This window comes from Vibrio sp. Vb1729, from assembly GCF_033338655.1.
GTDB classification, from domain to species: Bacteria; Pseudomonadota; Gammaproteobacteria; order Enterobacterales; family Vibrionaceae; genus Vibrio; species Vibrio alginolyticus.
Map to the genome: position 1 here is coordinate 54,172 of NZ_JAWOTB010000010.1, position 26,256 is coordinate 80,427.

The window sequence follows — 26,256 nt, forward strand, 5'->3', positions numbered from 1 at the left end:
AAAAATGATAACATTCTGCTTGTTAAGTGCACAATTTATTTTTAATAGTGGAATAACGGTCACATTAATTACGCTTCACCATTCGGATCGAATATAAGACAAAAAAGATCAAAAATAGCACAGGAAAGATCCACAACAGCGCCGTGGAATAATTTAATGGTGGTTGATACAGAACAATATTCCCATAACGAGCAACTAGATAGTCCTTTATTTCTTGATCTGAGCTGCCTTCATTGGCCATCGTATACACTTTCAACCTCAGGTCTTTAGCCGCTTGTGCATTAGACTCGACAAGGTTTTGGTTTTGACACTGCGGGCAGCGTAAGGTCTTGGCTAACGAGGTTGCACGCTGTTGCACTTCAACAGAATGAAATTCAAACAGATCAACATTCTGTTCTATATCCGCACTTCTCGTGGAAGGAGAAAATAGTATAAATAGGATTAAAGTGAGGAGAAGATTATTAAATCGAAACATTCAAGTATCCTGAAAATATATCGTTCCATTTATCTGCCGTTAGCTCCCCACGATATTTGATCAATATACTACCATTTTGATCAATCAAGTAAGTTTCCGGCGTTCCGATAACACCTAGCTCCACAGCAAGCTTTCCATTAGGGTCACTAATTACTTCAATATATGGATTTCGTTTAGAGCTCAAATATTCACGAGCGGCTTGTTTTTGATCTCTATAATTCAGCCCAATAATAGGCACACCGAGTTCTGCTAACTGCAATAACTCTTCATGCTCTCGTTTGCATACTCCGCACCAAGATGCCCAAACATTCAATAATTTATATCCGTCGCTTTTGAACAACTGCTCAGAAACCATGTCATCAGAGATCAGAGAAGTAGAGCGAAAATTAGGTGTCTCTAAATTTCGTTGTGGGGACAATTCAACATGTGGTCGCTCAGACAAAGCCACCGCAGTTACTACAGCAAACACGGCAACAGCCACAACGAGACCTGCGAGTTTAAGCGTATTTCTCGATCGCATTGATAGCCTCTCTCCTTTTCTTTAAGCCTGTTAATAGCGCACCAAACACAGCTAGTAGCCCGCCAGACCATATCCACCAAATACCTGCGCGGTACTGAACTTTAATCGCATAAGCATAAGTATCGACTTTGTCACCCAATGTCACGTAATAATCGCCATGCCATAGTGAACGAATCGCAGGCTCGGTCATATTCATCACTCGCACAGGGTAATGACGCTTTTGCGGGTTGAAATTGAGCATGCGGCCATCTTCCAAGTGCAAGGTGATCTGTCCTTGTTCCGCGGTGTAGTTTGGCCCCACCAGCCATTCGATACCATGATAATCGATAGTGATCCCCGCTCTTTGTTGAGAACTGCCAGGTTCGACACGTAAATTGTGTTCATATGAGTAGTGACTGTTGAATACAGCCCCACTCACCGCCAGTGCAAAACCGATATGTGCCATCACGATTGGCATGAGTTTACGCTTATTGGAGCAGCGAAACAGCATAACGAGATGCGCCACAATCACCCAAGTAGCCAACGTTATGGTTAACAATACTTCGAAATGCAGTGCATTCACTGAGAACATAAACCCGATCCCAGAGACTAGAGATAACGCGATACTGATCGCGATATCACCGCTTACACTCGGAACTGTGCCTTTTGTCCATTTCAGCACTGGCATGAATGCTAAGGCAATCAGAGCCAGTATGCTTAATGGGAAGATCAGACTATTAAAGTAAGGTGCGCCAACTGAAATGTTCCCTAAACCGAGCAGTTGATAAACCATCGGATAAAAAGTGCCAAGAAAAACGATGGCAGTCGCAATAACCAGCAGCCCTTTGGCGATATAAGCAGTGTAAGCTCGGCTCGCTAGAGATTGAAGTTTGAAACGAGGGAGTTGTTCTCCTCGCAAAATCAGTACGCCAAAAGTGATAATGACAAGCAAGCTCAATACACCAATCAGCACCAAACCTTTAGTTGGGTCCACCGCAAAAGCGTGCACTGAAGTCAGCACGCCAGAGCGCACCACGAATGTCCCTAAAATGCTTAGGCTGAACGTAGCAAACGCCAGTGCATAGGAGCTCCAAATTGCGCCTCTGTTACGTGTTGCGACAACACCGCTGTGCAACAAAGCAGTACCAGTAAGCCAAGGGAGTAGAGAAGCGTTCTCCACAGGGTCCCAAAACCACCAGCCGCCCCACCCTAGTTCATTGTACGCCCACCATGATCCCACCAAGATACCCAACGTGAGCGTTCCCCATGCAAAAAACGCTGCGCTTCGAGCGACCACATACCAATCGCTCATCGGTTGTTTACCCAATAGCGCCGCTAATGCAAAAGCTAATATTGCTGCGTAACCGACATAACCGAGATAAAGCAATGGTGGATGAATGATAAGCCCAACATCTTGCAGCATAGGGTTTAGATCTCGCCCTTCCGACGCCAATACTTGGGCATACTCGAACGGGTTAGAGGTCATTAACGTGAACCATGCAAACGTCCCAATCAGAACGTTCATGATTCCTAAACAGTCACAAGTATATTGGGCATTGAGCGGTGACTTAAATGCAATAAACGACGCCCATAAACTCAGGGTGACGACCCAAAACAACATGGAGCCTTGGTGCCCACCCCAAGCGGCAGCAATTTTGAACGCCACGGGAAGTTGACTGTTGGAATGCGTAACAACATATTCCAACGCGAAGTTGTCTTGCACGAAGCAGACGATCAGAAGTGCTAAACAAATGATGGAAGCTAAGCTAATGATGTGGGACATAGCGACTTGATGCGGCAATGTCGCCTTCTTACCCATAGCACGACGTAGCCAATGCAGAAGCGATGCACAAGTCGATGTTACAGCCACCAATATCAGTAAGAAGAACCCTAGCTCAGCCTCCATTTTTCCCCCTTACACTATGGTCATTTGACCGGCATAGAGAATGAAAGTACGCAGCATAAGTACGCCAACCAAGCTCAACGTCGTGACCACAAAAACGTAACTGCCTTTGTGGCGCACTTCTGAAGGCGTTAACCAATTGAGAGTCAAAGGCGTAATCATGCCGATGAACACTACTCCAACCCAGAACCATTGAGCCCAGAACCCACTCGAAATTGCATTCCAAGCCGCGACTTCGTTCTGACCACCGCTGAAGATCAATCCAGTAAAGAAGGTCACTAAGACAAACAGCTCAAACAATACTACTGGGCGTTCAAATCCGTGTACCCAAGACACACTTGGGCTGCTGGTCGACTCTTTAAACACCAAGATACCGAACATCAAGCATGCTGCTGCACCCGAGGACAAACTAGAGAACAAGAACAAGATTGGCAGTACTGGATTGTTTAGCATCGGGTAAGTCTTCAACGCAGACAATAGAAAGCCGGTGTATGCCGCAAGCACGATAGCTAAGAAGCCCAAGAACAATTCAATGGCGTTGTTGGCTTTCCCCGCCTTAATTAAAATGCCGTCAGCAAAATCCAACAGTTTGCTTGGTAACTTCCCTTCACAGAAGCTGATGATTTGATGGCGGAAGATAACGCCGATCCAAACAAACAGCACTAGCATGTAAACTTGGAACAAGATCACGCCCATCGACATTACCGACGTTGGGTTGTAGTAGATCATGATCTTCCAAAACTCTAAAGGCTTGGTTAAATGGAAAATCAAAATTACCAACCCAGCAATGATGCCAAATGGTGCGAGCCAAGCCATCGCTTTCATGATGCCGTTGTTTGCGGGATCACCTTCAATCACTTTGCGTTTTAAATAGATAGAAATCATCACCGCACCTGCTGACATCCCAGCAAGGAATAAGTAAATCGCGATGATCCAATCCCAGACTAACGAGTCAAAGTGGAATGCACTTTCGAAGCCGTTCATGATGACACCTCCCCTTTGCTATGCGGAATTTTGTACAGTTTAGGTTGCGTACCTAAATGCGATTTATCGCGATAGACAACATGGCTTTCGATAGCTTTGCTCACCTCGCTAGTTGGATCATTTAAATCACCAAAGATGAGTGCTTTTGTTGGGCAAGATTCCACGCAAGCTGGCTGCTTACCTTGCGCTAGGTTGGTATCACGGCAGAAGTTACATTTATCCGCAGAGTGATCGACGGGATTAAAGAAGCGCACTTGGTAAGGGCAAGCAGCAAGGCAATAACCACATCCGACACATTTATCTTTGTGTACATCCACGATGCCGGTCGCTTCATCTTTGTATGCAGCGCCTGTTGGACAAACGTATACACATGGTGGGTTATCACAGTGCTGACAGGATTCGCGAGTAAACTGGTATTCCACATCTGGGAATTCGCCAATCGGTTCACTGCGATGAATTTTAAGTCGCGTTACGCCTTCAGGGACTTTATTTACTTCGCGACAAGCATCGGTACAAGCGGTACAGCCAATGCAGGCATTTTCATCATGAACCATACCCATGCGTTTCGCTTGTTCACGGTTGCTGGCATGAAGAGAGGAGCTAACAACGGAAGTGCCTGCAACGCCTGTAGTTAAAATCAACGCGCCGCTGCAGGCTAAAAAGTTTCTTCTCGAACATTTCATGCTATCTCTCCTCTTCTTTGGCAAGCTCAGGTTCGACGGCAAATTCAGAGTGACAATCCACACACTGCTTGATCAGTTGTTTTCTGTCGTACGACAACGCTTTGGTTTTCGCTGCGTGTACATCGTGGCAATTTGAACAAGTGAGGTTTTTGGCGTGCACATCGTGCGTCCAGTGGCTTTCTCTCAGTTGTGTCGGTGCATGGCAATCCACACATCGGCTGTTGGCTTTAAGAATCATGCTTGGATCAAGGAACACTTTGTCGTGTACCTCTTTCGATTGCGCGGCAGAAAACTTAATCACATCAGGCGCGCCTTCACGGTGATCAGGGCCGATGTTGCTATGGCAGTTAGTGCAATTGAGCTGCTTACCTTGACTCAATAACGCTTGCGAATCATGCGATAGATTCAGAGTCTCTTTGGCGTCCTTATGACATTGAAGACACTTGTAGTCTCGGTCACGGATCAACTCGACTTGATGACGCTCAGCTTGAGCACCTTCAATCGGCTCTGAAGAAGTCGCATGGGCGGCGATGGAGAAACCATAGATGGCAAAGACGAAGAGAAGTTTCAGCATTGTATCTATGGTCAATTTTATATTGCCCATATTGTTCTTTCCTTAGCTCGATAATAATTGATAACTATTCTCAATTATTTATTTGAGCGACAATTAATTTCCTCTGAAGATATTTTTTAGATCTTCAAATGACATCAATTCTTATTTCGGAAAGCCACAACGCTAAACCTATATTTATAATACCTCTATTATTCATAAGGGGTAGAAACACCTGCTCAAAAAGCGAACTAAATCACCCTATTTTTAAAAAGGTTAAAACCCCAAAGCATTGCAGAACAATAACTTAACAACTACCACTTTAGGGGTATATAAATTCAAACATGACTGAGATCACTGGTGTAAATTGATCTAAAACAAGACAAGATTCACTCACTATTTCATCTATCCAATTAAGCAATATTATTAATCGTAGATCTCCAGTTCTTATTTGGAATAGCTTCTCACAACGCTGCTAATAAAAACGAATATGGAGATAACACCGTGAGCATAAAACACTGGATGAGCGCACCTATTGCGGTTGCGACCTTATTCGCCAGCCAATTATTTTTGGTCGGCGCTCCGTTGGCGGCAGAAGAAAAAGGCCTCATCGATCCTCGTAACGATGTCTTTGAACAGAACCACCCTGATCAATACCATTCTTGGAAAGCAACATCCGAAAGTGAGCACATTGAAGATGCTCTAAGTGAAGACCCAAACATGGTTATCCTGTGGGCTGGTTATGGCTTCGCGAAAGACTACAACAAAGCGCGCGGTCACTTTTACGCACTTGATGATGTTCGTCAAACCTTACGTACCGGCGCACCGACTGATGAAAAATCCGGCCCTATGCCGATGGCGTGCTGGAGCTGTAAAAGCCCAGACGTTGCTCGCGTGATTGATGAACGTGGTGAAGACGGTTATTTCGAAGGTAAATGGGCACGCTTAGGCTCAGAAATCGTCAACCCTATCGGTTGTTCCGATTGCCACAACACAGGCTCTGAAGCCTTCAAGAAAGGCGAACCTGCGCTAGCACTGACTCGCCCATACGTCGAGCGTGCTTTTGATACTATTGGTAAAAACTTTGATGAACAATCTCGCCTAGATAAGCAAGCATCGGTCTGCGCTCAATGTCACGTTGAATACTACTTCACCGGCCCGACTAAAGCGGTTAAGTTCCCATGGGATATGGGCACCACCGTTAATGACATGGAGAAATACTACGACGCGTTGAATTTCAAAGATTGGACGCATGCAGTATCTAAAGCTCCGATGCTAAAAGCACAACACCCGGGTTACGAAACATGGCGCGATGGCATCCATGGCAAAAACAAAGTGGTGTGTGTGGACTGCCACATGCCTAAAGTAACCAAAGCAGACGGCACGGTGTACACAGACCACAAAGTGGGTAACCCGTTTGATCGCTTCGAAGACACCTGTGCACAATGTCATACCCAAACTAAAGAGCAGCTACAAGGCATCGTTTCGACTCGCAAAGCACAAGTATTGAACATGAAGCTAACCGCCGAGAAGCAAATCGTAGCGGCACACTTTGAAGCAGGCGCGGCGTGGAAAGCAGGTGCAACAGAAGCAGAGATGGAACCTATCCTACAAGATATTCGCCATGCACAATGGCGTTGGGACTACGCAATTGCTTCTCACGGTGTTCACATGCATGCTCCTGAGGTAGCACTAGAAGTCCTAGGTACTGCAGTTGACCGCGCCGCTGACGCTCGTACCAAATTGGTTCGCTTACTGGCAACCAAAGGCATTACTGACCCTGTTCAAATTCCAGATATCTCGACCAAGGCCAAAGCACAACAAGCACTGGGCATGGATATGGATAAGATGAACGCTGACAAGAAACACTTCCTAGAAACAGTAGCGCCAGAGTGGGATAAAGCAGCAGCTGAACGCGAAGCCACGTATTAGTCTAACTCTCAGAGATTAATCTATAGATACAACAAGGGGCGTACTGAACGCCCCTTTTCTTTATTTCTTTGTTATCTTTATCTCTTCACCCTCGATTCTATCGAGAGTAAAAATCGAATGTACTAGCGACGAGGAAGCCTAGGTCTAGGTTGAATATTTGGACGTGCTTTTGGCATCTGCACATTTGGGCGAGCAACTGGGCGCTGGATCTTCGTTTCCGGCAGTGCTTTTCTTTGTTGAACCTTTTCTTTTACCGCTTTGTCTTGTAAAGCCGCTGGCTCAATACGCTCCGGACGATTCTCCCACTTGGTTTGAATCTCTTGCTTTTGCTCGTCTGGCAGTGATTGCCAATGATCGTCGAGTTGGCGTTTCATGTTATCGATATTGGCGGACATATCATCGTCTTTCCAATCTTCGACTTTGTCTTTGATGGATTGCTGTTGGTCTTCATCTAAACCATTCCACCACTCTTCCAGTTTCGCTTTGTATTCATCGTCGTTATCGCAACAGCCCGGATAGTAATAAATCCAGTAGTCGTCATGATCGTACCACCACGGGTCGTAGTAACCCGATGAATAATAAACCGTAGAGGAAGAGCCAGAATGATCGGAAGAGCTACAACCCGCCAGCACAGAGCCGCACAGCAAAACCAATATGCTTAGTGCTTTATTTTTCATTCGTTGCCCACCTTTCCCTCTATTGCTTGTTAAATTGTACGCTTACAACAGCTCTTTTGCTTTGTTAATAGAGTTAATGATTTGCACCCTATCTAAATTTGGATCATCAGAATCTAATAATAGTACCCAGGCATCAATCGCTTCCTGAAATCGGAATGACAGAAAATGATCATTTGCGATCAAAGACAAAGCGGCTTCATTGTGCGGTTCTATCTGCAAAGCTTGCTCCAAAAGCAAGCTAACTTCTTGCGTCATTGATTGCTGGTGAATGTAGTACAAGGTCGTCGCTTTTGCGGCAAGTTGCGTGGCACTGACTGGCTCAGTCAGCTGGATCGCGTAATCAAAACAAATCAGCGCGCCATCAAATTCCCCCTCTAGCAGGTAGCCCTGCCCGAGTTGGAACCACAATTCAGCGTTGTTCGGATCTTCACGCAACTGGTCTTGAATCTCTTTCATGATGTCACGAGCAGTCATCATTCGTGACATTTCCGCTTGTATTGGTTTAGGCGGAGTTTGATGCAGCAATAAGAAACTTGCACTGGTTATGACAAGCACTAACAGACAAAAGCCGAACCATTGGGTAGGTTTCACTTTTGATGCACTCAGTGATAAGAGGACGATGAACAAGCCCATCAAGGTGATGGCAACGAAAAACCAAACAGACATAAAGCAACCTATGAATAAAGATAACGCCAGTGTACTGGTTTCCGACTTTCATTGCGTTGATACAGATACAAAAAAGCCGAGCGTTATGCTCGGCTTTCAAATTTAGCGATTAAGAAGAAGCTTACTCTTCTTCTGAACCTTCAGCTGCATCATCTGCTGCTGGCGCTTCAGGAGCTTGACCTTCTGCGCTAGCCTCTGTTGCTTCTGCTTCTTCGCCTTCTGGCAATTCAACTTCTTCAACTTCGTCGATGCGTTGTAGACCAACTACTGATTCGTCTTCAGCTGTACGGATAAGTGTCACACCTTGGGTGTTACGACCAACCTGGCTAACTTCACCCACACGAGTACGTACTAACGTGCCAGCGTCGGTGATCATCATCATTTCATCACCTTCAACAACCTGGATAGCACCAACTACCGGGCCATTTCGCTCAGAAACTTTGATAGAAACTACACCTTGAGTGCCACGACCTTTTGTCGGGTACTCGCTAAGTGCTGTACGTTTACCATAACCGTTTTCTGTAACCGTTAGGATATCGCCTTCGTGCGAAGGAACAATAAGTGATACAACTTGGTCATTTTCAGCCAGTTTCATACCACGAACACCAGAGGCGGTACGACCCATAGGACGAACACCTTTAAACTTGATCTCTGGCTGACCATTCTCATCAAGAACTGGTTTACCATTTTCATCAAGTACTGGAATCTCTTCTGCTTCTTTAAAGCGAACCACTTTACCCGCTTTAGAGAACAGCATGATTTCGTTTTCGCCGTTAGTGATATCCACACCGATTAACGAATCGTCTTCACGTAGGTTCACAGCGATTAGGCCGTTTGAACGTACGTTTGCAAACTGGTTCAACGGCGTTTTCTTAACCGTACCGTCACCTGTTGCCATGAAGATGAATTTGTCTTCAGAGAATTCATCAACACGCAGAATCGCGGTAATGCGCTCACCTTCTTCGAGTGGAAGGATGTTCACAATTGGCTTACCACGCGCAGTACGGCTCGCTAGAGGCAATTGGTAAACTTTCAGGCGGTATGTCTTACCACGAGTAGAGAAACACAAGATGTTATCGTGGGTATTCGCCACTAGAAGACGCTCGATATGGTCTTCATCTTTCATCTTAGTCGCACTCTTACCTTTACCACCACGGCGCTGTGACTCGTAGTCGCTCAGTACTTGGTACTTAACGTAACCACCGTGAGATAGAGTAACTACAACGTCTTCACGTGCGATCAGCTCTTCCATGTCAATATCATGGCTCGCAGCTGTGATTTCTGTACGACGAGCGTCACCAAAGCCGTCACGAACCGCTTCAAGTTCTTCACGGATAACTTCCATCAAACGCTCAGTGCTCGCAAGGATATGCATGAGTTCAGCGATTTCTTCTAGAAGTGTTTTGTATTCGCCTAGAATCTTCTCGTGTTCTAGACCTGTTAGTTTATGTAAACGTAGATCTAGGATAGCTTGTGCTTGTTGCTCAGTCAGGAAGTACTGACCATCACGAATACCATATTCAGGCTCTAGCCATTCAGGGCGCGCAGCATCTGTACCAGCACGCTCTAGCATTGCTGAAACGTTGCCTAAATCCCAACCACGAGCGATAAGACCCGCTTTTGCTTCAGCCGGTGTAGGTGCCTTACGGATAAGCTCAATGATTTCATCAATGTTAGCAAGCGCTAGAGCTAAACCTTCAAGGATATGAGCACGTTCACGCGCTTTACGCAGTTCGAAGATAGTACGACGTGTCACAACTTCACGACGGTGATCAACGAAGCACTTCAACATATCTTTTAGGTTGAATAGCTGTGGCTGGCCATTGTTTAGGGCCACCATGTTGATACCGAAAGTGGTTTGCAGCTGAGTCTGAGCGTAAAGGTTGTTTAGAACTACTTCGCCTACAGCATCACGCTTACACTCAATAACAATGCGCATACCGTCTTTATCTGACTCGTCGCGCAGTGCACTGATGCCTTCTACTTTCTTATCTTTAACTAGCTCAGCGATCTTTTCGATCAAGCGAGCTTTGTTCACCTGGTAAGGAATTTCAGTGACGATAATGGTCTCTTTACCATTCTTCTCCACTTCGATGTCCGCTTTCGAACGCATGTAGATTTTGCCACGACCTGTTTTGTACGCGTCTACAATGCCTTTACGACCGCTGATAAGCGCCGCCGTTGGGAAATCAGGACCAGGAATGTAATCCATTAGTTCATCAATAGTGATTTCTTCATTATTGATGTATGCAAGACAGCCATCAATCACTTCGCCAAGGTTATGAGGCGGGATGTTGGTTGCCATACCTACTGCGATACCAGAAGCACCGTTAACCAATAGGTTTGGAATTTTAGTTGGAAGAACCGCTGGGATCTGCTCAGTACCGTCGTAGTTTGGTACGTAGTCTACGGTTTCTTTATCTAGGTCAGCCAATAGTTCATGGGCAATTTTTGCCATTCGAACTTCGGTGTAACGCATTGCCGCAGCAGAGTCGCCATCGATCGAGCCAAAGTTACCTTGACCATCGACCAGCATGTAACGAAGCGAGAACGGCTGAGCCATACGTACGATTGTGTCGTACACAGCACTATCACCATGTGGGTGATATTTACCGATTACGTCGCCGACAACACGGGCTGATTTTTTATATGGTTTGTTCCAATCGTTGCCTAGTACGTTCATCGCGAATAAAACGCGGCGGTGTACTGGTTTTAGGCCATCACGCACATCTGGAAGAGCACGACCCACGATGACTGACATCGCATAGTCTAGATATGAACCTCTAAGCTCATCTTCAATGTTTACGGGCGTGATCTCTTTAGCTAAATCGCTCATAGAGCCATTATCCCTCTATTATCTGATCGTAATTACGATACGTGTAAGGTGCAAAAATATAACACACAATTCATCACTTCGGCATCACTTTCCCTCTCCTTTTATCAGGTTGTGAGCTTGGTTATGAATCAAATGTCGAGAATTTGCACACTCATCCCATATCTTTCTGATTAGTGGTTATATTTCGGTCAATATTGAGCAAAATCGGACTCTTTACGCGGAAAAGCGAGGTAAATTCCTTTAACTACACAACGCGAAAATGCAGGTTTTAGAGTTATTGTCACTGGCACCAGTTCAAGAATGAACCAAAAACAATAGCTAGCGCTTTCAAAATTACAGGCACCTGTCTCGATTGCCGCGCCAATGGACTCTGTCATTGTCCCTTAACTAAGCACATCGAGGTTGTTTGGGTGTAAAACGTTGGAGTATACTGGCGCCCTCTAAAGGACTCAGATTGAATGCAATAAAACCAATTATGACTAAAGCACAAAACGTCGACCCAAGTGAAATTAAGAAATTCGAGGACATGGCTTCTCGATGGTGGGATTTAGAAGGCGAGTTTAAGCCGCTTCATCAAATTAACCCACTTCGTTTGAACTATGTACTTGAAAAAGCAAATGGCTTGTTTGGCAAGCGCGCACTTGATGTCGGCTGTGGTGGTGGCATTCTTGCTGAAAGCATGGCAAAAGAAGGCGCTATTGTGACTGGACTTGATATGGGTAAAGAACCATTAGAAGTCGCGCGACTACATGCATTAGAAACAGGTACTCAACTGACCTACATTCAGAGCACAATAGAAGACCACGCTATAGAAAACGCAGGAACTTACGATGTCGTGACTTGTATGGAGATGCTTGAACACGTTCCAGATCCTCTCTCCGTTATCCGCTCTTGTGCTGCGCTAGTCAAACCCGGTGGTCACGTGTTTTTCTCAACTTTGAACCGAAACATTAAGTCGTACTTATTTGCTATTGTCGGTGCTGAGAAGCTTCTTAAGATTGTTCCTGAAGGCACTCATGAGCACGATAAGTTTATCAAGCCAGCCGAAATGATGAAGATGATAGACCAAACTGACCTGACGGAAATGGGCATTACTGGGCTTCATTACAACCTTCTAAATGATAGCTACAAACTCGGTCGTAATGTAGATGTAAACTACATCGTTCATACTAAAAAATACTGAACGCTATTAAGTTAAAAAATGAGTTTTGTGATTGACATTTTTTAAAGAAAATGAATCGGAAGCGGTAGCACAAAGTTGCCGCTTTTTTTGTCTTTTTATGGCTAAAATTCGTGCTCTAGATTCCATTTTGACCAAGCCATTTTTCGTAGATAAAAACGGCCAAAGATCAAGGAAAATATTTTTGCATGCGGTTATTTCTAAACCGATCTCGAAACCGTACTTTTAACCATTCAAGTCTGCCCTTTTCTCATCGGTTAGTGTTCACTTACTGATTTTTTTCATTTTGTCAGTTATCCACAAGTCATCCCCGATCTGTACCTTGATAAATCAGTGTAATAGCACTATCTTGTAACCCGCAAACAAATGAACCCCTATATGTTGTGTTTAAGCGACAATATATAGATAGACTTTGATCACAAAGCCGCCGCAAGCTTTACTCATATTGCACATAAACAAACAAAAATACGGCTTTTATCAGTTTTCTTAGGGAAATAAAGCAGAATGAACCAACAACTTACCGTCACCAAGCGTGATGGCCGTAAAGAAAGTATCGATCTGGATAAAATCCACCGCGTTATCACTTGGGCTGCAGAAGGTCTAGATAATGTTTCGGTTTCTCAAGTAGAACTTCGCGCTCACATCCAGTTTTACGACGGCATCACAACGACAGATATTCACGAGACAATCATCAAGTCTGCGGCAGACCTGATCTCTGAAGAGACTCCGGATTACCAATACCTAGCTGCTCGCCTAGCGGTATTCCATCTGCGTAAAAAAGCGTATGGCCAATACGAGCCACCAACGCTTTATGATCACGTGTCTCACCTCGTCGATATGGGTAAGTACGATCAACATATTCTAGAAGACTACACAAAAGCAGAACTCGACGAACTTGATGCGTACCTCGACCATAAACGCGACCTAAACTTCTCATACGCGGCAGTTAAGCAGCTAGAGGGTAAGTACTTCGTACAGAACCGTGTTACGGGCCAAATTTACGAAAGTGCTCAGTTCTTATACATCCTTGTAGCAGCGTGCTTATTTGCGAAATATCCAAAAGCGACGCGTCTTGATTACATCAAACGTTTCTACGATGCGACATCGACATTTAAGATTTCTCTACCTACGCCAATTATGTCTGGCGTGCGTACCCCTACTCGCCAGTTCAGCTCATGTGTTCTGATCGAGTGTGGCGATAGTCTTGATTCTATTAACGCAACAGCAAGCTCAATTGTTCGTTACGTATCTCAGCGCGCTGGTATTGGTATCAACGCAGGTCGTATCCGTGCATTAGGCTCAGAGATTCGCGGTGGTGAAGCATTCCACACTGGTTGTATTCCGTTCTACAAGTACTTCCAAACAGCAGTAAAATGTTGTTCACAAGGTGGTGTACGTGGTGGCGCAGCTACTGTGTTCTACCCAATGTGGCACGGTGAAGCACGCTCACTAATGGTACTTAAGAACAACCGTGGTGTTGAAGAAAACCGTGTTCGTCACATGGACTACGGTGTTCAGTTAAACAAACTGATGTACCAACGTTTAGTTGAAGGCGGCAATATTACGCTATTCTCACCATCTGATGTACCTGGTCTGTACGACGCATTCTTCGAAAACCAAGAAGAGTTTGAGCGTCTATACGTGAAGTACGAGAACGATCCTTCAATCAAGAAAGAAACGGTTAAAGCGATTGAAATGTTCACTCTGCTAATGCAAGAGCGTGCATCAACGGGTCGTATCTACATCCAGAACGTGGACCACTGTAATACTCACAGCCCATTTGATTCTGAAGTTGCTCCAGTTCGTCAGTCGAACCTATGTTTAGAAATCGCACTACCAACGAAACCATTAACTAACGTTGAAGATGACTCAGGCGAGATCGCACTGTGTACGCTTTCTGCATTCAACTTAGGTGCTATCAAGTCTCTAGATGATTTCGAAGAGCTATCCGATCTTGTTGTTCGTGCGTTAGATGCACTGCTTGATTACCAAGATTACCCTCTACCAGCGGCATACAAATCGACTATGAACCGTCGTACGCTAGGTGTTGGTGTGATTAACTTTGCTTACTACTTAGCGAAGAATGGCGTGAAATACTCTGACGGTAGCGCGAACGGCCTAACTCACCGTACGTTCGAAGCAATGCAGTACTACCTATTGAAAGCATCTGTAGCACTGGCGAAAGAACAAGGTAAGTGCCCTTCATTCGACGAGACGAACTACGCGAAAGGCTTACTGCCGATTGATACGTATAAGAAAGATATCGACCTAATTTGTGACGAAGCGCTGCACTACGACTGGGACAGCCTACGTAAAGAAATTATGGAGCACGGCCTACGTAACTCAACACTGACTGCGCTAATGCCTTCTGAGACTTCTTCTCAGATTTCAAACGCAACTAACGGTATTGAGCCACCACGTGGTTACGTTTCAGTAAAAGCTTCGAAAGACGGTATCCTGAAGCAAGTTGTACCAGAGTTCACAGAACTTAAAGACAGCTATGAACTGCTTTGGAATATCGGTTCGAACGACGGTTATCTACACCTTGTGGGTATTATGCAGAAGTTTGTTGACCAAGCTATCTCTGCTAATACTAACTACGACCCGTCACGTTACGAGACTGGCAAGGTTCCAATGAAGAAACTACTTCAAGACCTGCTAACAGCGTATAAGTTTGGTGTGAAAACGCTTTACTACCACAACACTCGTGATGGCGCGAAAGATGAACAGAAAGACGCTGTTCAACCACAAGATGACGATTGTGCTGGCGGCGGTTGTAAGATTTAATCTTCCCGTACCTAGCGAACCCGTAAAGACAGACTATCGATAACCTCCCCCTTACGGGGAGGTTTAAAAGGAATTGAGGCATTATGGCTTACAGTACTTTTAACCAAAAAAAGAATGACCAATTGAAGGAACCAATGTTCCTAGGTCAATCAGTAAACGTTGCACGTTACGACCAACAAAAGTTTGAGATTTTCGAAAAACTTATCGAGAAACAACTTTCTTTCTTCTGGCGTCCAGAAGAAGTAGACGTATCTAGCGACCGTATCGATTACAACAAACTGCCAGATCACGAGAAGCACATCTTCATCTCTAACTTGAAGTACCAAACGCTTCTTGACTCTATCCAAGGCCGCAGCCCTAACGTGGCACTGCTGCCGCTTGTGTCTCTACCAGAACTAGAGACTTGGATTGAGACTTGGTCTTTCTCTGAAACGATTCACTCTCGTTCTTACACACACATTATTCGTAACATCGTGAACGACCCTGCTGTAGTGTTTGATGATATCGTTGAGAACGAGCACATTCTGAAGCGTGCAAAAGACATCGCGCACTACTACGACGATTTGATTCAAGCGACGAATGATTACCATCGCTACGGTGAAGGTGAGCATGTCCTTAACGGTGAAACGGTTCAGGTTAGTCTGTACGATCTTAAGAAGAAGCTGTATATCTGTCTGATGTCTGTTAACGCATTAGAAGCTATTCGTTTTTACGTAAGTTTCGCATGTTCTTTCGCTTTCGCAGAACGCGAACTAATGGAAGGTAACGCGAAAATCATCAAGCTGATCGCTCGTGACGAAGCACTTCACTTAAATGGCACGCAGCACATGATCAACCTGCTACGTAACGGTCAAGATGACTTCACTTTCATGCAAATCGCAGAAGAGGCAAAACAGGACTGTTTTGACCTATTCAAAGAAGCGGCAGAGCAAGAAAAAGAGTGGGCAGAGTATCTATTCAAAGATGGCTCTATGATCGGTCTAAACAAAGACATCCTAAGCCAATACGTTGAATACATCACAAATATTCGTATGCAAGCGGTAGGTCTACCAGCAGCGTATCCAGAAGCAACAACTAACCCAATTCCATGGATTAACGCTTGGTTGTCTTCAGATAACGTTCAAGTTGCGCCTCAAGAAGCAGAAATCTCTTCTTACCTTGTGGGTCAAATTGACAATGAAGTTCGCGCAGATGACTTCGAAGGATTCGAGCTGTAATGGCAACACTCAAAATCAACAAACTGATCAGCATTGAATCCAACCCTTCCAATACGATTTTGGAAACAATGGAGCAAGCTGGCCTATTACCAGAATACAACTGCCGTGATGGGCACTGCGGCGCCTGTCGCTGCAAATTGGAGTCTGGTGAAGTGGAGTATGTTGGTTTTGCCATGGCTTACACACAAAGTGATGAAATATTACCTTGTATCTGTAAAGCAAAATCAGATTTGTCACTTAGCGGCGTTAACTACGCGATGAAAGAAAAGCAGCGCGCATAACGTTGACTCGACGGTATAAAATGCAAAAGCCAAGGTAATCACCTTGGCTTTTTTGTCTCTGTGTTTTGTCTCTCAGACTACTGTATAGAGCTTTGGTTATAAAGCACTGCTCGGGAGGTGCATCTCTTTAACTTTCTCTAAAAATGCATAATGCGCAAACATCGGTTTACGTTCTAGGTAGCGACGCAACAAGTCTAGTGCTGCCGTGCTGATCACTTTAACTTGATCATTGCGCTGATACTTTTTCGAGAGTTTATATAATGCTCCCCACTCGCCTGACGGTGTCGATAAAGCGACGGAAAAAACACCCTCTTCAATATGGCCAGTAACGAGTGATAAATCCGTCCCACACTTCTCTCGCGTAGCGCCAGCCAGAGCAAACGTCTCTGCTAATGGATCTCCGCTGTTGGCCATCGCTTGAGTCAGGCTCGGTAGTATCCAACCATGCCCTAGTTGCTTTTCAGCGTTTTCATCACCGTTTAGCCAGTACGTTAAGTATCCTCCGCTACTTTTTTCGGAGGTCGACACTGTTAGTCCTTTATCGACCAACAACTGGCCGACATTTTCAACCATAGGTAAGTCAATACTAACGGTATTACTCTCAAGGTGTTTATTAATTATCTGTACTAGTTTCAAACGCTGTTCAATCTGATCTGAAGGACCAAAAAGTTTCACTTCAATAAAAGGCAAGTAAGAGCGATACCCTAGCTCATAGCCTTGAGGAAGTTTTAGCTGATCTAGCTTATCTGAAATACCGGATTCAGACAGACCAAACGTGTAGATTCGGCTACAACATGAACCTTGAACATCTGGAAACACTCTTCTCAGATCGGGAAGAATTTGCGTCTCTGCCATGAGCTTAAATTCACTTGGTACACCCGGTGTGAAATAAAAAATGGCATCATTAATCAGCATTTTGAAACCGCAAGCAGTGCCTATCGGGTTGTCCAATATCTCTGCCGTTTCTGGCAGCATTGCTTGCTTTAAATTACTGTCCGGCATAGGGATGCCACGTCGAGCATACAAACTTTCTAGATGCTGCAACCACTCTCTGAATAGCACCAGTTTACAATCGGCGGCTCTCGCGGCGGCGGCAGCACTCATGTCATCCGTTGTAGGGCCTAAACCACCATTAACAATAACCACATCGTTGTTAAAGCTGAGCATTAAAAACTCTTCAACCAAACTCGATAGGCTATCACCAACCGTTGAGCGCTTTGTTAAGCCAAATCCATGTTGATAAAACAGGCTAGACAACCATGCCGCATTAGTATCAACAATATCACCTTGGAGGACTTCCTCACCAGTACTAAGCATTGCTATTTTCACAACTGACTCCTGAACGTAAGCACAATCCTATTTTCGTTATAGCGCTTATTTTTCTTTTTATTTGGACAAATCTCGCCGAGGTTTGTTGGGACTAAATAAGGGTCAAGTGTTTAAATGATTGATGTTTTGAGGGATAATTACGAGCCCGAACATACACCATTAACTCGGAGACCTTTGTGTCAAAATCATCCATGTTCAAGACGACTCTAACAGGCCTTTGCTTGGCTTCGTCAGCGCTTGCGCAAGCAAGTCACTATGACCTAAGCCGTCATACAGAGTTTTCTTACACACCTGATTGCTTGTCAGGTTACTGCGAAACGACGACTCTGTACACCTTCGAGGCTCAAAATCGCGGTGTTATGTATGAACAGAATAATGATGATTCGCTAAACCTTGACGCAGGGCTTCAGCCTAAACATCTCATCATCCCTCAAGATAAAGACTGGGATTATCTGATGGGTCAAACCTACACCATTCTAGGTCTCAGTATCGCGACCGTAGGCATGATGACTTTTCTTCCAGAAAGTATCACCAAATGGGACGAAGAAGACCGTGACATGAGTAAGTTGGGGCAAAAGTGGAAAGATAATGTCTCTGACGGCCCCGTTTGGGATCGTGATGAACATGTCCTCAACTACATCATGCACCCATATTTTGGCGGCGTTTACTACACGGCAGCACGTCACGCTGGCTATAATGAATTTCAGTCGTTTTTGTACTCCGCAACTATGTCGACGTTCTTTTGGGAGTATGGCGTAGAAGCGTTCGCAGAAGTACCGTCTTGGCAGGATATTTTTATCACACCATTCTTTGGTGCTGTTGTCGGTGAAATGATGTTAACGGCTGAGCAAGACATTATTGCCAACGGCGGCGAAGTTATGGGCTCTGAAACCGCAGGTGATGTTTCGCTCTTCTTCTTAAACCCTGTTGGACATATTCATTATTGGGTAACTGATGCATGGGGCGGTAGTGCAGAACTACAATTCAATTCATCACCTTGGTTTGGAAATCAAGATGTTGCAAAATTCGCCATGGACGCAGGCGCAAACTACGACAGTCAATTTTATGGTGTCGAGTTAAAAGTAACCTTCTAATCCTAAGTTGATACTCGGTAAAAAGCAGCCTTACGATGGCTGCTTTTTTGTGCTCTGAACATTGTTTTAATTATTTGCATCACGAATTAGTGTTAAAAATTGACTTTCATCAAACATTACCTGCCCTTAGCACCTACACTAAATAAAAGGATTTATTCCAATAACTTAAGTAGCACGTTTATTCGTACTGCGTCCAAACCTTGATTCCAGGAGGGGACATTATGAACACCGTATTTATTGTTAATTTTGTCGGACAAGCGTCACCCGCCACGATTAAAGAGCTCGCTGCAATCACACACGAAAACGGCGGGAAATGGCTGATCAGCAAAGTAAACTTTATCGAAGACCAAGTTGCAGGTGTCATCAAAGTAGAGCTTCCAAGAGAAAATGCCGACATCGTTAAACAGGCGTTCTCTTCTTGTCAGACTCTTGTTGTTAGGTTCGTCGACTCTGAGCCTCATTCATATCGTGAAGACACTATCTTCCAACTTCGTTTAGATGCCAACGATAGAGCGGGTATTGTGAATGAAATTACTCACGTTCTCGATAATCAAGGTATCTCAATTTTAGATATGGATTGTCAGCGTGTATTCATTGCTGGAGGCGGAGGGGTAAGCTCTAGCTTATTCAGCGCTAAAATGGCGATAAAACTACCTAGCGAGCTAGAAATTGAAGACATAGCCAATGAGTTAGAATCTCTGAGTGAAGACACTCGTGTAATTGTAGAAAGCTAACTGCATACCTTTAACGCTTCCCCAATAAAAAGAGCAGCAATTCAGCTGCTCTTTGTCGTTCTAATACTCAATACGTTTTATATCACTGACCACTGAGACAGTGAACGTTTGAAATCAGAGTAGTCAAATTCATTCAGTTTTTGAATGTCACCATTCGAGCGTTCACAGTAGACCGACGGCATACGTAGACCGTTAAACCAGTTCAGTTTCACCATGGTGTAACCGGCACTATCTAGAATATGCAGACGCTGTCCTATCTCTAGAGGCTGTTCGAAGTTCGCCACGCAGAACTGGTCTCCAGCCAAACAAGAGCACGAGCCGATCACATACTCGTGTTCACCATTTTCAGATGCTTCAAGAATTGACGCTGGCTCATTGTAGATCAACGTATCTAAGCGGTGAGCTTCTGTGGCTGAATCGACAATCGCCGTCTTCTTTACGTTCTCAACGATATCAACCACAGTGACCACTAGGTCAGTCGTCTTGGTAATGATCGCTTCGCCCGGTTCTAGGTACATTTGCACGCCGTGTTTTTCAGCAAACGCTTTCAGCGCTAGGCCAAGCTTTTCGATGTCATAACCCGGCCATGTGAAGAACACGCCGCCGCCCATGCTTACCCAGTCCAGCTTATCTAGGTACTCGCCAAACTGAGCTGAAATAGCATCGAGTAAGCCGATAAACGCATCCACGTCTTTGTTCTCACAGTTCATGTGGAACATTACGCCATCAATACCATCAAAAATTTCCGGTTTGATGTGATCAGCCTGAACACCAAGACGAGAGAATTGACGCGCTGGGTTTGCTAAGTCTTGCCCTGCATAGCTCACACCTGGGTTTAGGCGCAAGCCAATCGATGCTTTGCCTTCGACAATATGACGATAAGCCGCTAGCTGTGACTGAGAGTTAAAGATCATCTTGTCACAGATGTCCGCCACATCGCGAACGTCATCTTCGCTGTAACCCACACTGTATGCGTGTGTCTCACCACCGAACGTTTCGTAGCCAAGCTTCACTTCAAACGGGCCAGAACTTGTTGTTCCGTCTAGGTAAGGCTTGATGATGTCGAATACACCCCATGTTGAGAAGCACTTCAGTGCTAATACAAGCTTCACACCAGAGATGTCTTTTAGCTGTTTTGCTTTCTCTAGGTTCTCAATCAGCTTGTCTTCATTGATCATGAAGTATGGCGTTTTTAGTTCGTTTTGTTGCATTTTGATACCTTACGTCCCTTCGCCTTAGCAAAGACACTATAAAATCGAACAAAGCCGACGCAAGTGCATCGGCTTAAACGTACAAATAAGAGTCGCTAAATTCTTACTTCAATTTATGGATAACAGGTTGTCCTGGCTCCAGTTCTTGAACATGCCAATCTAGACCAATAGATGGCATGGTTTCTAGGAATGGGTCTGGATCTAGCTGCTCCATGTTGAACACGCCTTTGTCTGCCCATTTGCCACGGAAGAACTGCAAAGCCGCAGTGATCGCTGGTACGCCAGTGGTGTATGAGATAGCTTGGTGTTCAACATCTTCGTATGCGACTTCGTGATCAGCGTTGTTGTAAATAAATACACTGCGCTCTTTACCATCTTTCTTACCTTGAACCCAAGTACCGATACACGTTAGGCCAGTGTAGCCTGGCGCGAGTGATGTTGGATCTGGTAGTAGTGCTTTTAGCACGTGCAAAGGTTGAACAACCGTACCGTCATGAAGCGTTAGTGGAACTGGGCTGAGTAGACCGATGTCGCGCATCACATTGAAGTAGTTTAGGTAACGGTCACCAAAGCCCATCCAGAATTCGATGCGTTTCGCAGGGATGAACTCTTGCATAGATCGAACTTCGTCGTGCGCCATTGAGTACACTTTGTGTGAGCCACAATTCGGGAATTCGAACTCAAGCATACGTGAGTGACAAGGTACTTGTTTCCACTCGCCGTTTTCCCAGTAGAACGAATCGCCTTGAATCTCAAGCATGTTCGTTTCTGGATCAAAGTTAGTTGCGAACTTCTTACCGTGGTCGCCTGCGTTTACATCCATTACGTCGATAGTATCGATTTCATCGAACAGATGCTTCACTGCGTATGCGGCAAACACCGATACTACGCCCGGATCGAAACCAGCACCAAGAATACCTGTAATGCCCGCTTCTTCAAACTTCTCACGGTAGCCCCACTGCCAATCGTAAGCTTGAGGTACTTGTTGGCCTTCAGAGCACAAGTCAACCGCAACAGATGTATCAAGGTATGACACTTTAGCTTGGTAACATGCTTCCATAATAGACATGTTCACCCAAGGAGGACCTGCGTTGATCACTAAGTCAGGTTGTACTTCTTTAATTAAAGCAACTAAAGAATCTACGTCGTCCGCGTTTACCGCTCGCGCTTCTAATTTCTTAGTTGAATCTTTCAGATTGTTTTTCTTCTGAATCGATTCGATGATTTTCTCACACTTACCTACGGTACGTGATGCGATTGTGATATCACCCAGAACGTCGTTGTTTTGTGCTGCTTTATGTGCAACTACCCAGCCAACGCCGCCTGCACCAATCTGTAGAATTGCCATAGTTTTCCGTTACCTTTGTTAAACTAGCTCTGCCGCTAGCGTATTGATTTTTGAGAGCAAAGATTCAAAGTCCGCCGTCGTCAGACACGGGTTCAAAATCGTAAATTTCAATGCAGTTTTATCGTCGACAATGGTTTCACCCAATACCGCGATACCGCGTGTTAACGCTTCTAAGCGCAACGTTTTGTTCAGTTCATCAAGATCCGCTGATTCATGTGTCGCGCGGAACAGAACCGTAGATAGTGATGGTTCAGCCAACAACTCAAAGTGTTTGTTATCTCGAATCATGTCCGCCACTTCAAGCGTCTGTTCAAGCAAATGATCATACATATCGCCTAGGGCTTTTGGCCCTACGCTTTGCATCGTCATAAACACTTTGAGCGCATCAAAACGCTTAGTTGTCGCAATAGACTTATCCACCAAGTTCGGTAGTTCGTCGTGTTCGCGGTTCAAATAGTCTGCATGGTGAAGCAGGAATTTAAAGTTAGACTTGTCATTTACCAATAGCGCACCACAACTGATGGTTTGGTAAAACAGCTTATGGAAGTCTACGCTGATGGAATGTGCACGCTCACAACCTTTCAGACGCGCTTTTTGGCTACTTAGAATCAGAGCTCCACCGTATGCACCGTCGACATGCATCCACATGTCATGTTTCGCTGCCATATCGGCGATAAAGTCTAAGTCATCAATAGCACCGTGGTCCGTTGTGCCCGCTGTGCCAACAATGGCAAATGGGATCAAACCTTCTGCTTTGGCCTGATTGAGAACTTCGTCTAATTTAGTGACATCCATCGTTCCATCGGCATTAGCATCGACAGTCATGACCGCTTTTTCACCCAACCCCATCCAAGACGCTGATTTTTGAACCGTGAAGTGGGATTTTTTCGAACATACAATACGTAGCTTGTCTGCGTATTCAGGAAGGCCAAGCTTTTGAATTGAGTGTGCACTGAGTTTGTCAGCAATCCAATCTCGCGCAAGCATCAAACCCATTTGGTTACTTTGCGTGCCGCCGCTCGTGAAGATACCGTCCGCTTTTGCACCTAACTCATATTTATCGCATAGCCAGTTCACAACTTTCTGTTCAACATAAGTCGCTGATGAAGCTTGATCCCATGAGTCCATCGACTGGTTCAAAGCCGCAATCATTGCCTCTGCCGCGATCGCTGGCATCAACGGTGGAGTATGTAGGTGAGCAATACAATCTGGATGTTGAGTAAAAATTGCGTTTTTCGCGACCAGCTCAGCAGCATCGTCGATAACGGATTTAAGAGGTGCATTTCCATTATCAAGATCAACGTCGTGAATCGCTGCTTCCAATGCTTTTGGATCCATACCTGAATACGGTGCAGTCACTTGTTCAAACACTGACTTCATTGCCGTAGTAGTGTGATTCATCACCGAAGCAAATTCATTGCTGCCCATCTCTCCAGTGTGGATGAAATGCTTCTTCCATTCATCTTGTGGCTGAGTTTCGATGTGACTACCGCCAGCGGCTAAAATCGCGTCTTCAAATACACGTAAAACAAAGTCGATTTGCTCAAACGAGATGATAAGAGGAGGAAGGAAACGAATTACTGCGCCTTCGCGTCCACCTTTCTCAACGATCAAGCCACGCTCGAGTGCTGCGCGTTGAATGGAAAGTGTGAGTTCACTATCCGCTTGAGGTTCACCAAATTTATTGAGCTCACCTTCTGGGTTTTTAATCTCCACGCCTAGCATCAAACCTTTGCCACGAACCTCTGCGATACAGTTCACACGCTTTTGAATACTTTCAAGGCCGTAGCGCAAGTACTGACCCGCAATATTGGCATGCTCAACAAGATTATCACGCTGGATAATTTCTAATGCTTTCGCACCAGAGACCATGGCTAACTGGTTACCACGAAATGTACCTGTGTGCTCGCCCGGCTTCCATGTATCATGTTGCTTGTTGATAACCAATAGCGACATTGGTAATCCACCGCCAATTGCTTTTGATAAACACAGAATATCTGGAACAATGCCCGACTCTTCGAACGCGAAATTGTAGCCAGTTTTACCAACACCACACTGGATCTCATCGAAGATCAGTAAGATACCGTGTTCATCACAAATACGACGTAACTCTCGTAGCCAGAATGCTGGCGCAGGAACAACACCACCCTCACCTTGCACTGGCTCCACGATAATCGCGGCAGGCTTCATAATGCCTGACTCATCATCGTTTAAAAGACGATCGATATAGCGAATACTTGCTTTTGCACCTTCATCACCGCCAAGCCCAAAAGGACAACGCAGGTTGTATGGGAAAGGCATAAAGTGCACATCCGACATCAAACCAGTTCGACGAGCTTTGGTGCCTAAGTTACCCATCATCCCCATCGTACCATTAGTCATACCATGGTATGCGCCACGGAAGGCAAACATAGTGTTGCGACCGGTAGTCTGTTTCGCGAGCTTGATAGCAGCTTCAACCGCATCAGCTCCAGACGGGCCACAAAATTGGATAACGCTGTTCTCGCTTAACTCTTGAGGAAGAAAAGACTTAACAGATTGAATAAACGTCGTTTTTGCTGATGTTGCAATATCTAGCGTCTGATATGGCAGTCCTGAATCTAATTGTTCTTTCAGCGCTTGGTTTATTTCAGGATGGTTATACCCCAAAGCTAGAGTGCCTGCCCCCGCAAGGCAGTCTAGAAAGATCTGTCCACGCGTATCTTCAACCAAGCACCCAAAGGCTTGTTTAATTGCGATCGGCAAACGACGTGGATAAGAACGTACTTCAGATTCATGCTCAGCCTGATCAATCAATACTTGATCTGGCGTTAAGTCATACGTTCCCTCAACGATAGGAACCTGAGACGAAAAAATGTTTGCGATATTGCTATCGACTTCAAAGGCAGTGCTCATACTACATAATCCCTTGAATTATAATAATTCTGTATCCTGTATTAATAATCATTAGAATGAAATTACAGGAGGTGTGAATACCCCTCCGCATTTGTCAGTGCATAAATGACAAATACAGATCATCCGCCACGATACTCGCGACTTTACATGTAAAAGGGATTAATCAAGGTTCTGTAATGCACCCGTTTTGTAAAACAGGACATTTCGGCAGTATGAAGCTGATTAGTGTGTGTTTATTCAAAGGTTTCAATGTTGGGTTTCCCATTAATATGCCGCGTTTACAGCATTAGTATCCCGTCTATCGACAAAAGGCTTTGCCGATACCTACCCTACGCAGTGTCACAATCAGCTTGAATGGTCACTACGCGTATCCCCCAGAGATCAAACGTTGTTAATTACGCTCCGAGATTGCGCGCGAATTTATCACAAAATAAAATCTTCTGGCAACGATTTTTCATATTAGTAACAGTGATGTAAATCACAACAAAACATACCCCATTGCAACTCACATGTTCATATTCATGAGCTATGCTTTTCTGCTTCTCTCAAATAGCTGTTATTTAAACAAATATTCTTGAGATATCATCACCTCATCTAAACAGAGGTTTAAGGTTGTGCTGCTTAATCGTAAAACATTCCTTTCTATATCCGGAACATTTAAAAAGATAGCATTCTCGTCACAGCTTTGCCTGGAGTAAGAGTGGTTATTCACCACAAGTGATGGTTTAAACATAGACTAGTAGGAATAGCTAAGATGTTTTGCAATGGCAGAATTAACAATCACTTGAGTCAATGAGACAAAGGGTTCGCTACTTAACGAAGTCTGTGACAGAAAAGAAGTTTGAGATTTTCAAAAAAATACGAAAAAGGCCTAACATTTTCATGTTAGGCCTTAAATCTGGAGCGACACACGAGGTTCGAACTCGTGACCTCAACCTTGGCAAGGTTGCGCTCTACCAACTGAGCTAGTGTCGC

General features: G+C 44.8%; 20 protein-coding genes and 1 tRNA gene. 7 read left to right on the plus strand and 14 right to left on the minus strand.

The genetic code is table 11. The features are described 5' to 3' along the window. Positions 1-64: 64 nt before the first annotated feature. The 6 genes from nrfF to nrfB are packed head-to-tail and all read right to left on the minus strand — an operon-like array spanning position 65 to position 5,148. On the minus strand, positions 65-475 hold the full coding sequence (gene nrfF / locus R7E29_RS04745; protein ID WP_213906757.1) for a heme lyase NrfEFG subunit NrfF: 411 nt from the start codon (positions 473-475) through the stop codon (positions 65-67). Beyond that, a complete protein-coding gene (locus R7E29_RS04750) occupies positions 462-995 on the minus strand; it encodes a DsbE family thiol:disulfide interchange protein (protein ID WP_171344305.1) in 534 nt (177 codons plus the stop codon). The genes nrfF and R7E29_RS04750 overlap by 14 nt, the downstream gene beginning before the upstream one ends. Next, complete coding sequence (locus tag R7E29_RS04755) at positions 973-2,880, minus strand: heme lyase CcmF/NrfE family subunit (RefSeq protein WP_171344306.1); 1,908 nt, start codon at positions 2,878-2,880, stop codon at positions 973-975. Before R7E29_RS04755 ends, R7E29_RS04750 begins: the two co-directional genes overlap by 23 nt. Positions 2,881-2,889: 9 nt before the next feature. Next, complete coding sequence (gene nrfD, locus R7E29_RS04760; RefSeq protein ID WP_005443386.1) at positions 2,890-3,861, minus strand: cytochrome c nitrite reductase subunit NrfD; 972 nt, start codon at positions 3,859-3,861, stop codon at positions 2,890-2,892. Further along, positions 3,858-4,544, minus strand: coding sequence for a cytochrome c nitrite reductase Fe-S protein (nrfC, locus tag R7E29_RS04765; protein ID WP_138940451.1), 687 nt, complete (start codon positions 4,542-4,544; stop codon positions 3,858-3,860). The genes nrfD and nrfC overlap by 4 nt, the downstream gene beginning before the upstream one ends. Position 4,545: 1 nt before the next feature. Then, complete coding sequence (nrfB, locus tag R7E29_RS04770; RefSeq protein ID WP_054577029.1) at positions 4,546-5,148, minus strand: cytochrome c nitrite reductase pentaheme subunit; 603 nt, start codon at positions 5,146-5,148, stop codon at positions 4,546-4,548. Positions 5,149-5,598: 450 nt separating this feature from the next. On the opposite strand from nrfB, the gene nrfA reads away from it, so the two are divergent. Beyond that, positions 5,599-7,026 carry an ammonia-forming nitrite reductase cytochrome c552 subunit gene (gene nrfA / locus R7E29_RS04775; RefSeq protein ID WP_054577030.1) on the plus strand — a complete coding sequence of 476 codons (1,428 nt, stop codon included), beginning with the start codon at positions 5,599-5,601 and terminating at the stop codon, positions 7,024-7,026. A 122-nt stretch (positions 7,027-7,148) separates the two neighbouring features. Here the strand turns inward: nrfA and R7E29_RS04780 are convergent, their stop codons facing one another. From R7E29_RS04780 to gyrA, 3 genes are all read right to left on the minus strand, one after another. After that, complete coding sequence (locus R7E29_RS04780; RefSeq protein WP_054577031.1) at positions 7,149-7,703, minus strand: hypothetical protein; 555 nt, start codon at positions 7,701-7,703, stop codon at positions 7,149-7,151. A 42-nt stretch (positions 7,704-7,745) separates the two neighbouring features. Then, positions 7,746-8,369: a tetratricopeptide repeat protein gene (locus tag R7E29_RS04785; RefSeq protein ID WP_054577032.1), complete on the minus strand. Its 624-nt coding sequence runs from the start codon at positions 8,367-8,369 to the stop codon at positions 7,746-7,748. A gap of 121 nt (positions 8,370-8,490) precedes the next feature. Further along, positions 8,491-11,205 (minus strand): DNA topoisomerase (ATP-hydrolyzing) subunit A, encoded by a 2,715-nt coding sequence (gene gyrA, locus R7E29_RS04790; RefSeq protein ID WP_054577033.1) that lies wholly within the window; start codon positions 11,203-11,205, stop codon positions 8,491-8,493. Between the two features lie 475 nt (positions 11,206-11,680). On the opposite strand from gyrA, the gene ubiG reads away from it, so the two are divergent. The 4 genes from ubiG to yfaE all read left to right on the plus strand — a co-directional run bounded on the left by ubiG (position 11,681) and on the right by yfaE (position 16,670). Then, on the plus strand, positions 11,681-12,388 hold the full coding sequence (gene ubiG / locus R7E29_RS04795; RefSeq protein WP_054577035.1) for a bifunctional 2-polyprenyl-6-hydroxyphenol methylase/3-demethylubiquinol 3-O-methyltransferase UbiG: 708 nt from the start codon (positions 11,681-11,683) through the stop codon (positions 12,386-12,388). Positions 12,389-12,889: 501 nt separating this feature from the next. Further along, the gene (gene nrdA / locus R7E29_RS04800) at positions 12,890-15,172 is read left to right on the plus strand and encodes a class 1a ribonucleoside-diphosphate reductase subunit alpha (RefSeq protein WP_054577036.1); all 2,283 of its coding nucleotides are present in this window, start codon (positions 12,890-12,892) and stop codon (positions 15,170-15,172) included. 83 nt (positions 15,173-15,255) lie between these two features. Further along, complete coding sequence (gene nrdB, locus R7E29_RS04805) at positions 15,256-16,389, plus strand: class Ia ribonucleoside-diphosphate reductase subunit beta (RefSeq protein ID WP_054577037.1); 1,134 nt, start codon at positions 15,256-15,258, stop codon at positions 16,387-16,389. Next, a complete protein-coding gene (gene yfaE, locus R7E29_RS04810) occupies positions 16,389-16,670 on the plus strand; it encodes a class I ribonucleotide reductase maintenance protein YfaE (RefSeq protein WP_005376817.1) in 282 nt (93 codons plus the stop codon). Before nrdB ends, yfaE begins: the two co-directional genes overlap by 1 nt. 96 nt (positions 16,671-16,766) lie before the next feature. On the opposite strand, the gene R7E29_RS04815 is transcribed toward yfaE, so the two are convergent. Next, entirely contained in the window at positions 16,767-17,999 is a 1,233-nt protein-coding gene (locus tag R7E29_RS04815) for a CinA family nicotinamide mononucleotide deamidase-related protein (protein ID WP_054577038.1), read from the minus strand. A gap of 191 nt (positions 18,000-18,190) precedes the next feature. On the opposite strand from R7E29_RS04815, the gene R7E29_RS04820 reads away from it, so the two are divergent. Further along, a complete protein-coding gene (locus tag R7E29_RS04820; protein WP_033905662.1) occupies positions 18,191-19,093 on the plus strand; it encodes a DUF3943 domain-containing protein in 903 nt (300 codons plus the stop codon). Positions 19,094-19,314: 221 nt separating this feature from the next. Next, positions 19,315-19,827, plus strand: a complete 513-nt coding sequence (locus tag R7E29_RS04825; protein WP_005376814.1) for a glycine cleavage system protein R — start codon at positions 19,315-19,317, stop codon at positions 19,825-19,827. Positions 19,828-19,904: 77 nt separating this feature from the next. Here the strand turns inward: R7E29_RS04825 and nspC are convergent, their stop codons facing one another. The 4 genes from nspC to R7E29_RS04845 form a co-directional block, all read right to left on the minus strand. Further along, the gene (gene nspC / locus R7E29_RS04830; RefSeq protein ID WP_017820473.1) at positions 19,905-21,038 is read right to left on the minus strand and encodes a carboxynorspermidine decarboxylase; all 1,134 of its coding nucleotides are present in this window, start codon (positions 21,036-21,038) and stop codon (positions 19,905-19,907) included. Positions 21,039-21,141: 103 nt separating this feature from the next. Beyond that, positions 21,142-22,386 (minus strand): carboxynorspermidine synthase, encoded by a 1,245-nt coding sequence (locus R7E29_RS04835; protein ID WP_054577039.1) that lies wholly within the window; start codon positions 22,384-22,386, stop codon positions 21,142-21,144. Between the two features lie 18 nt (positions 22,387-22,404). After that, a complete protein-coding gene (locus R7E29_RS04840) occupies positions 22,405-25,281 on the minus strand; it encodes a pyridoxal phosphate-dependent class III aminotransferase (protein ID WP_054577040.1) in 2,877 nt (958 codons plus the stop codon). 899 nt (positions 25,282-26,180) lie between these two features. Next, a tRNA-Gly gene (locus tag R7E29_RS04845) sits at positions 26,181-26,256 on the minus strand.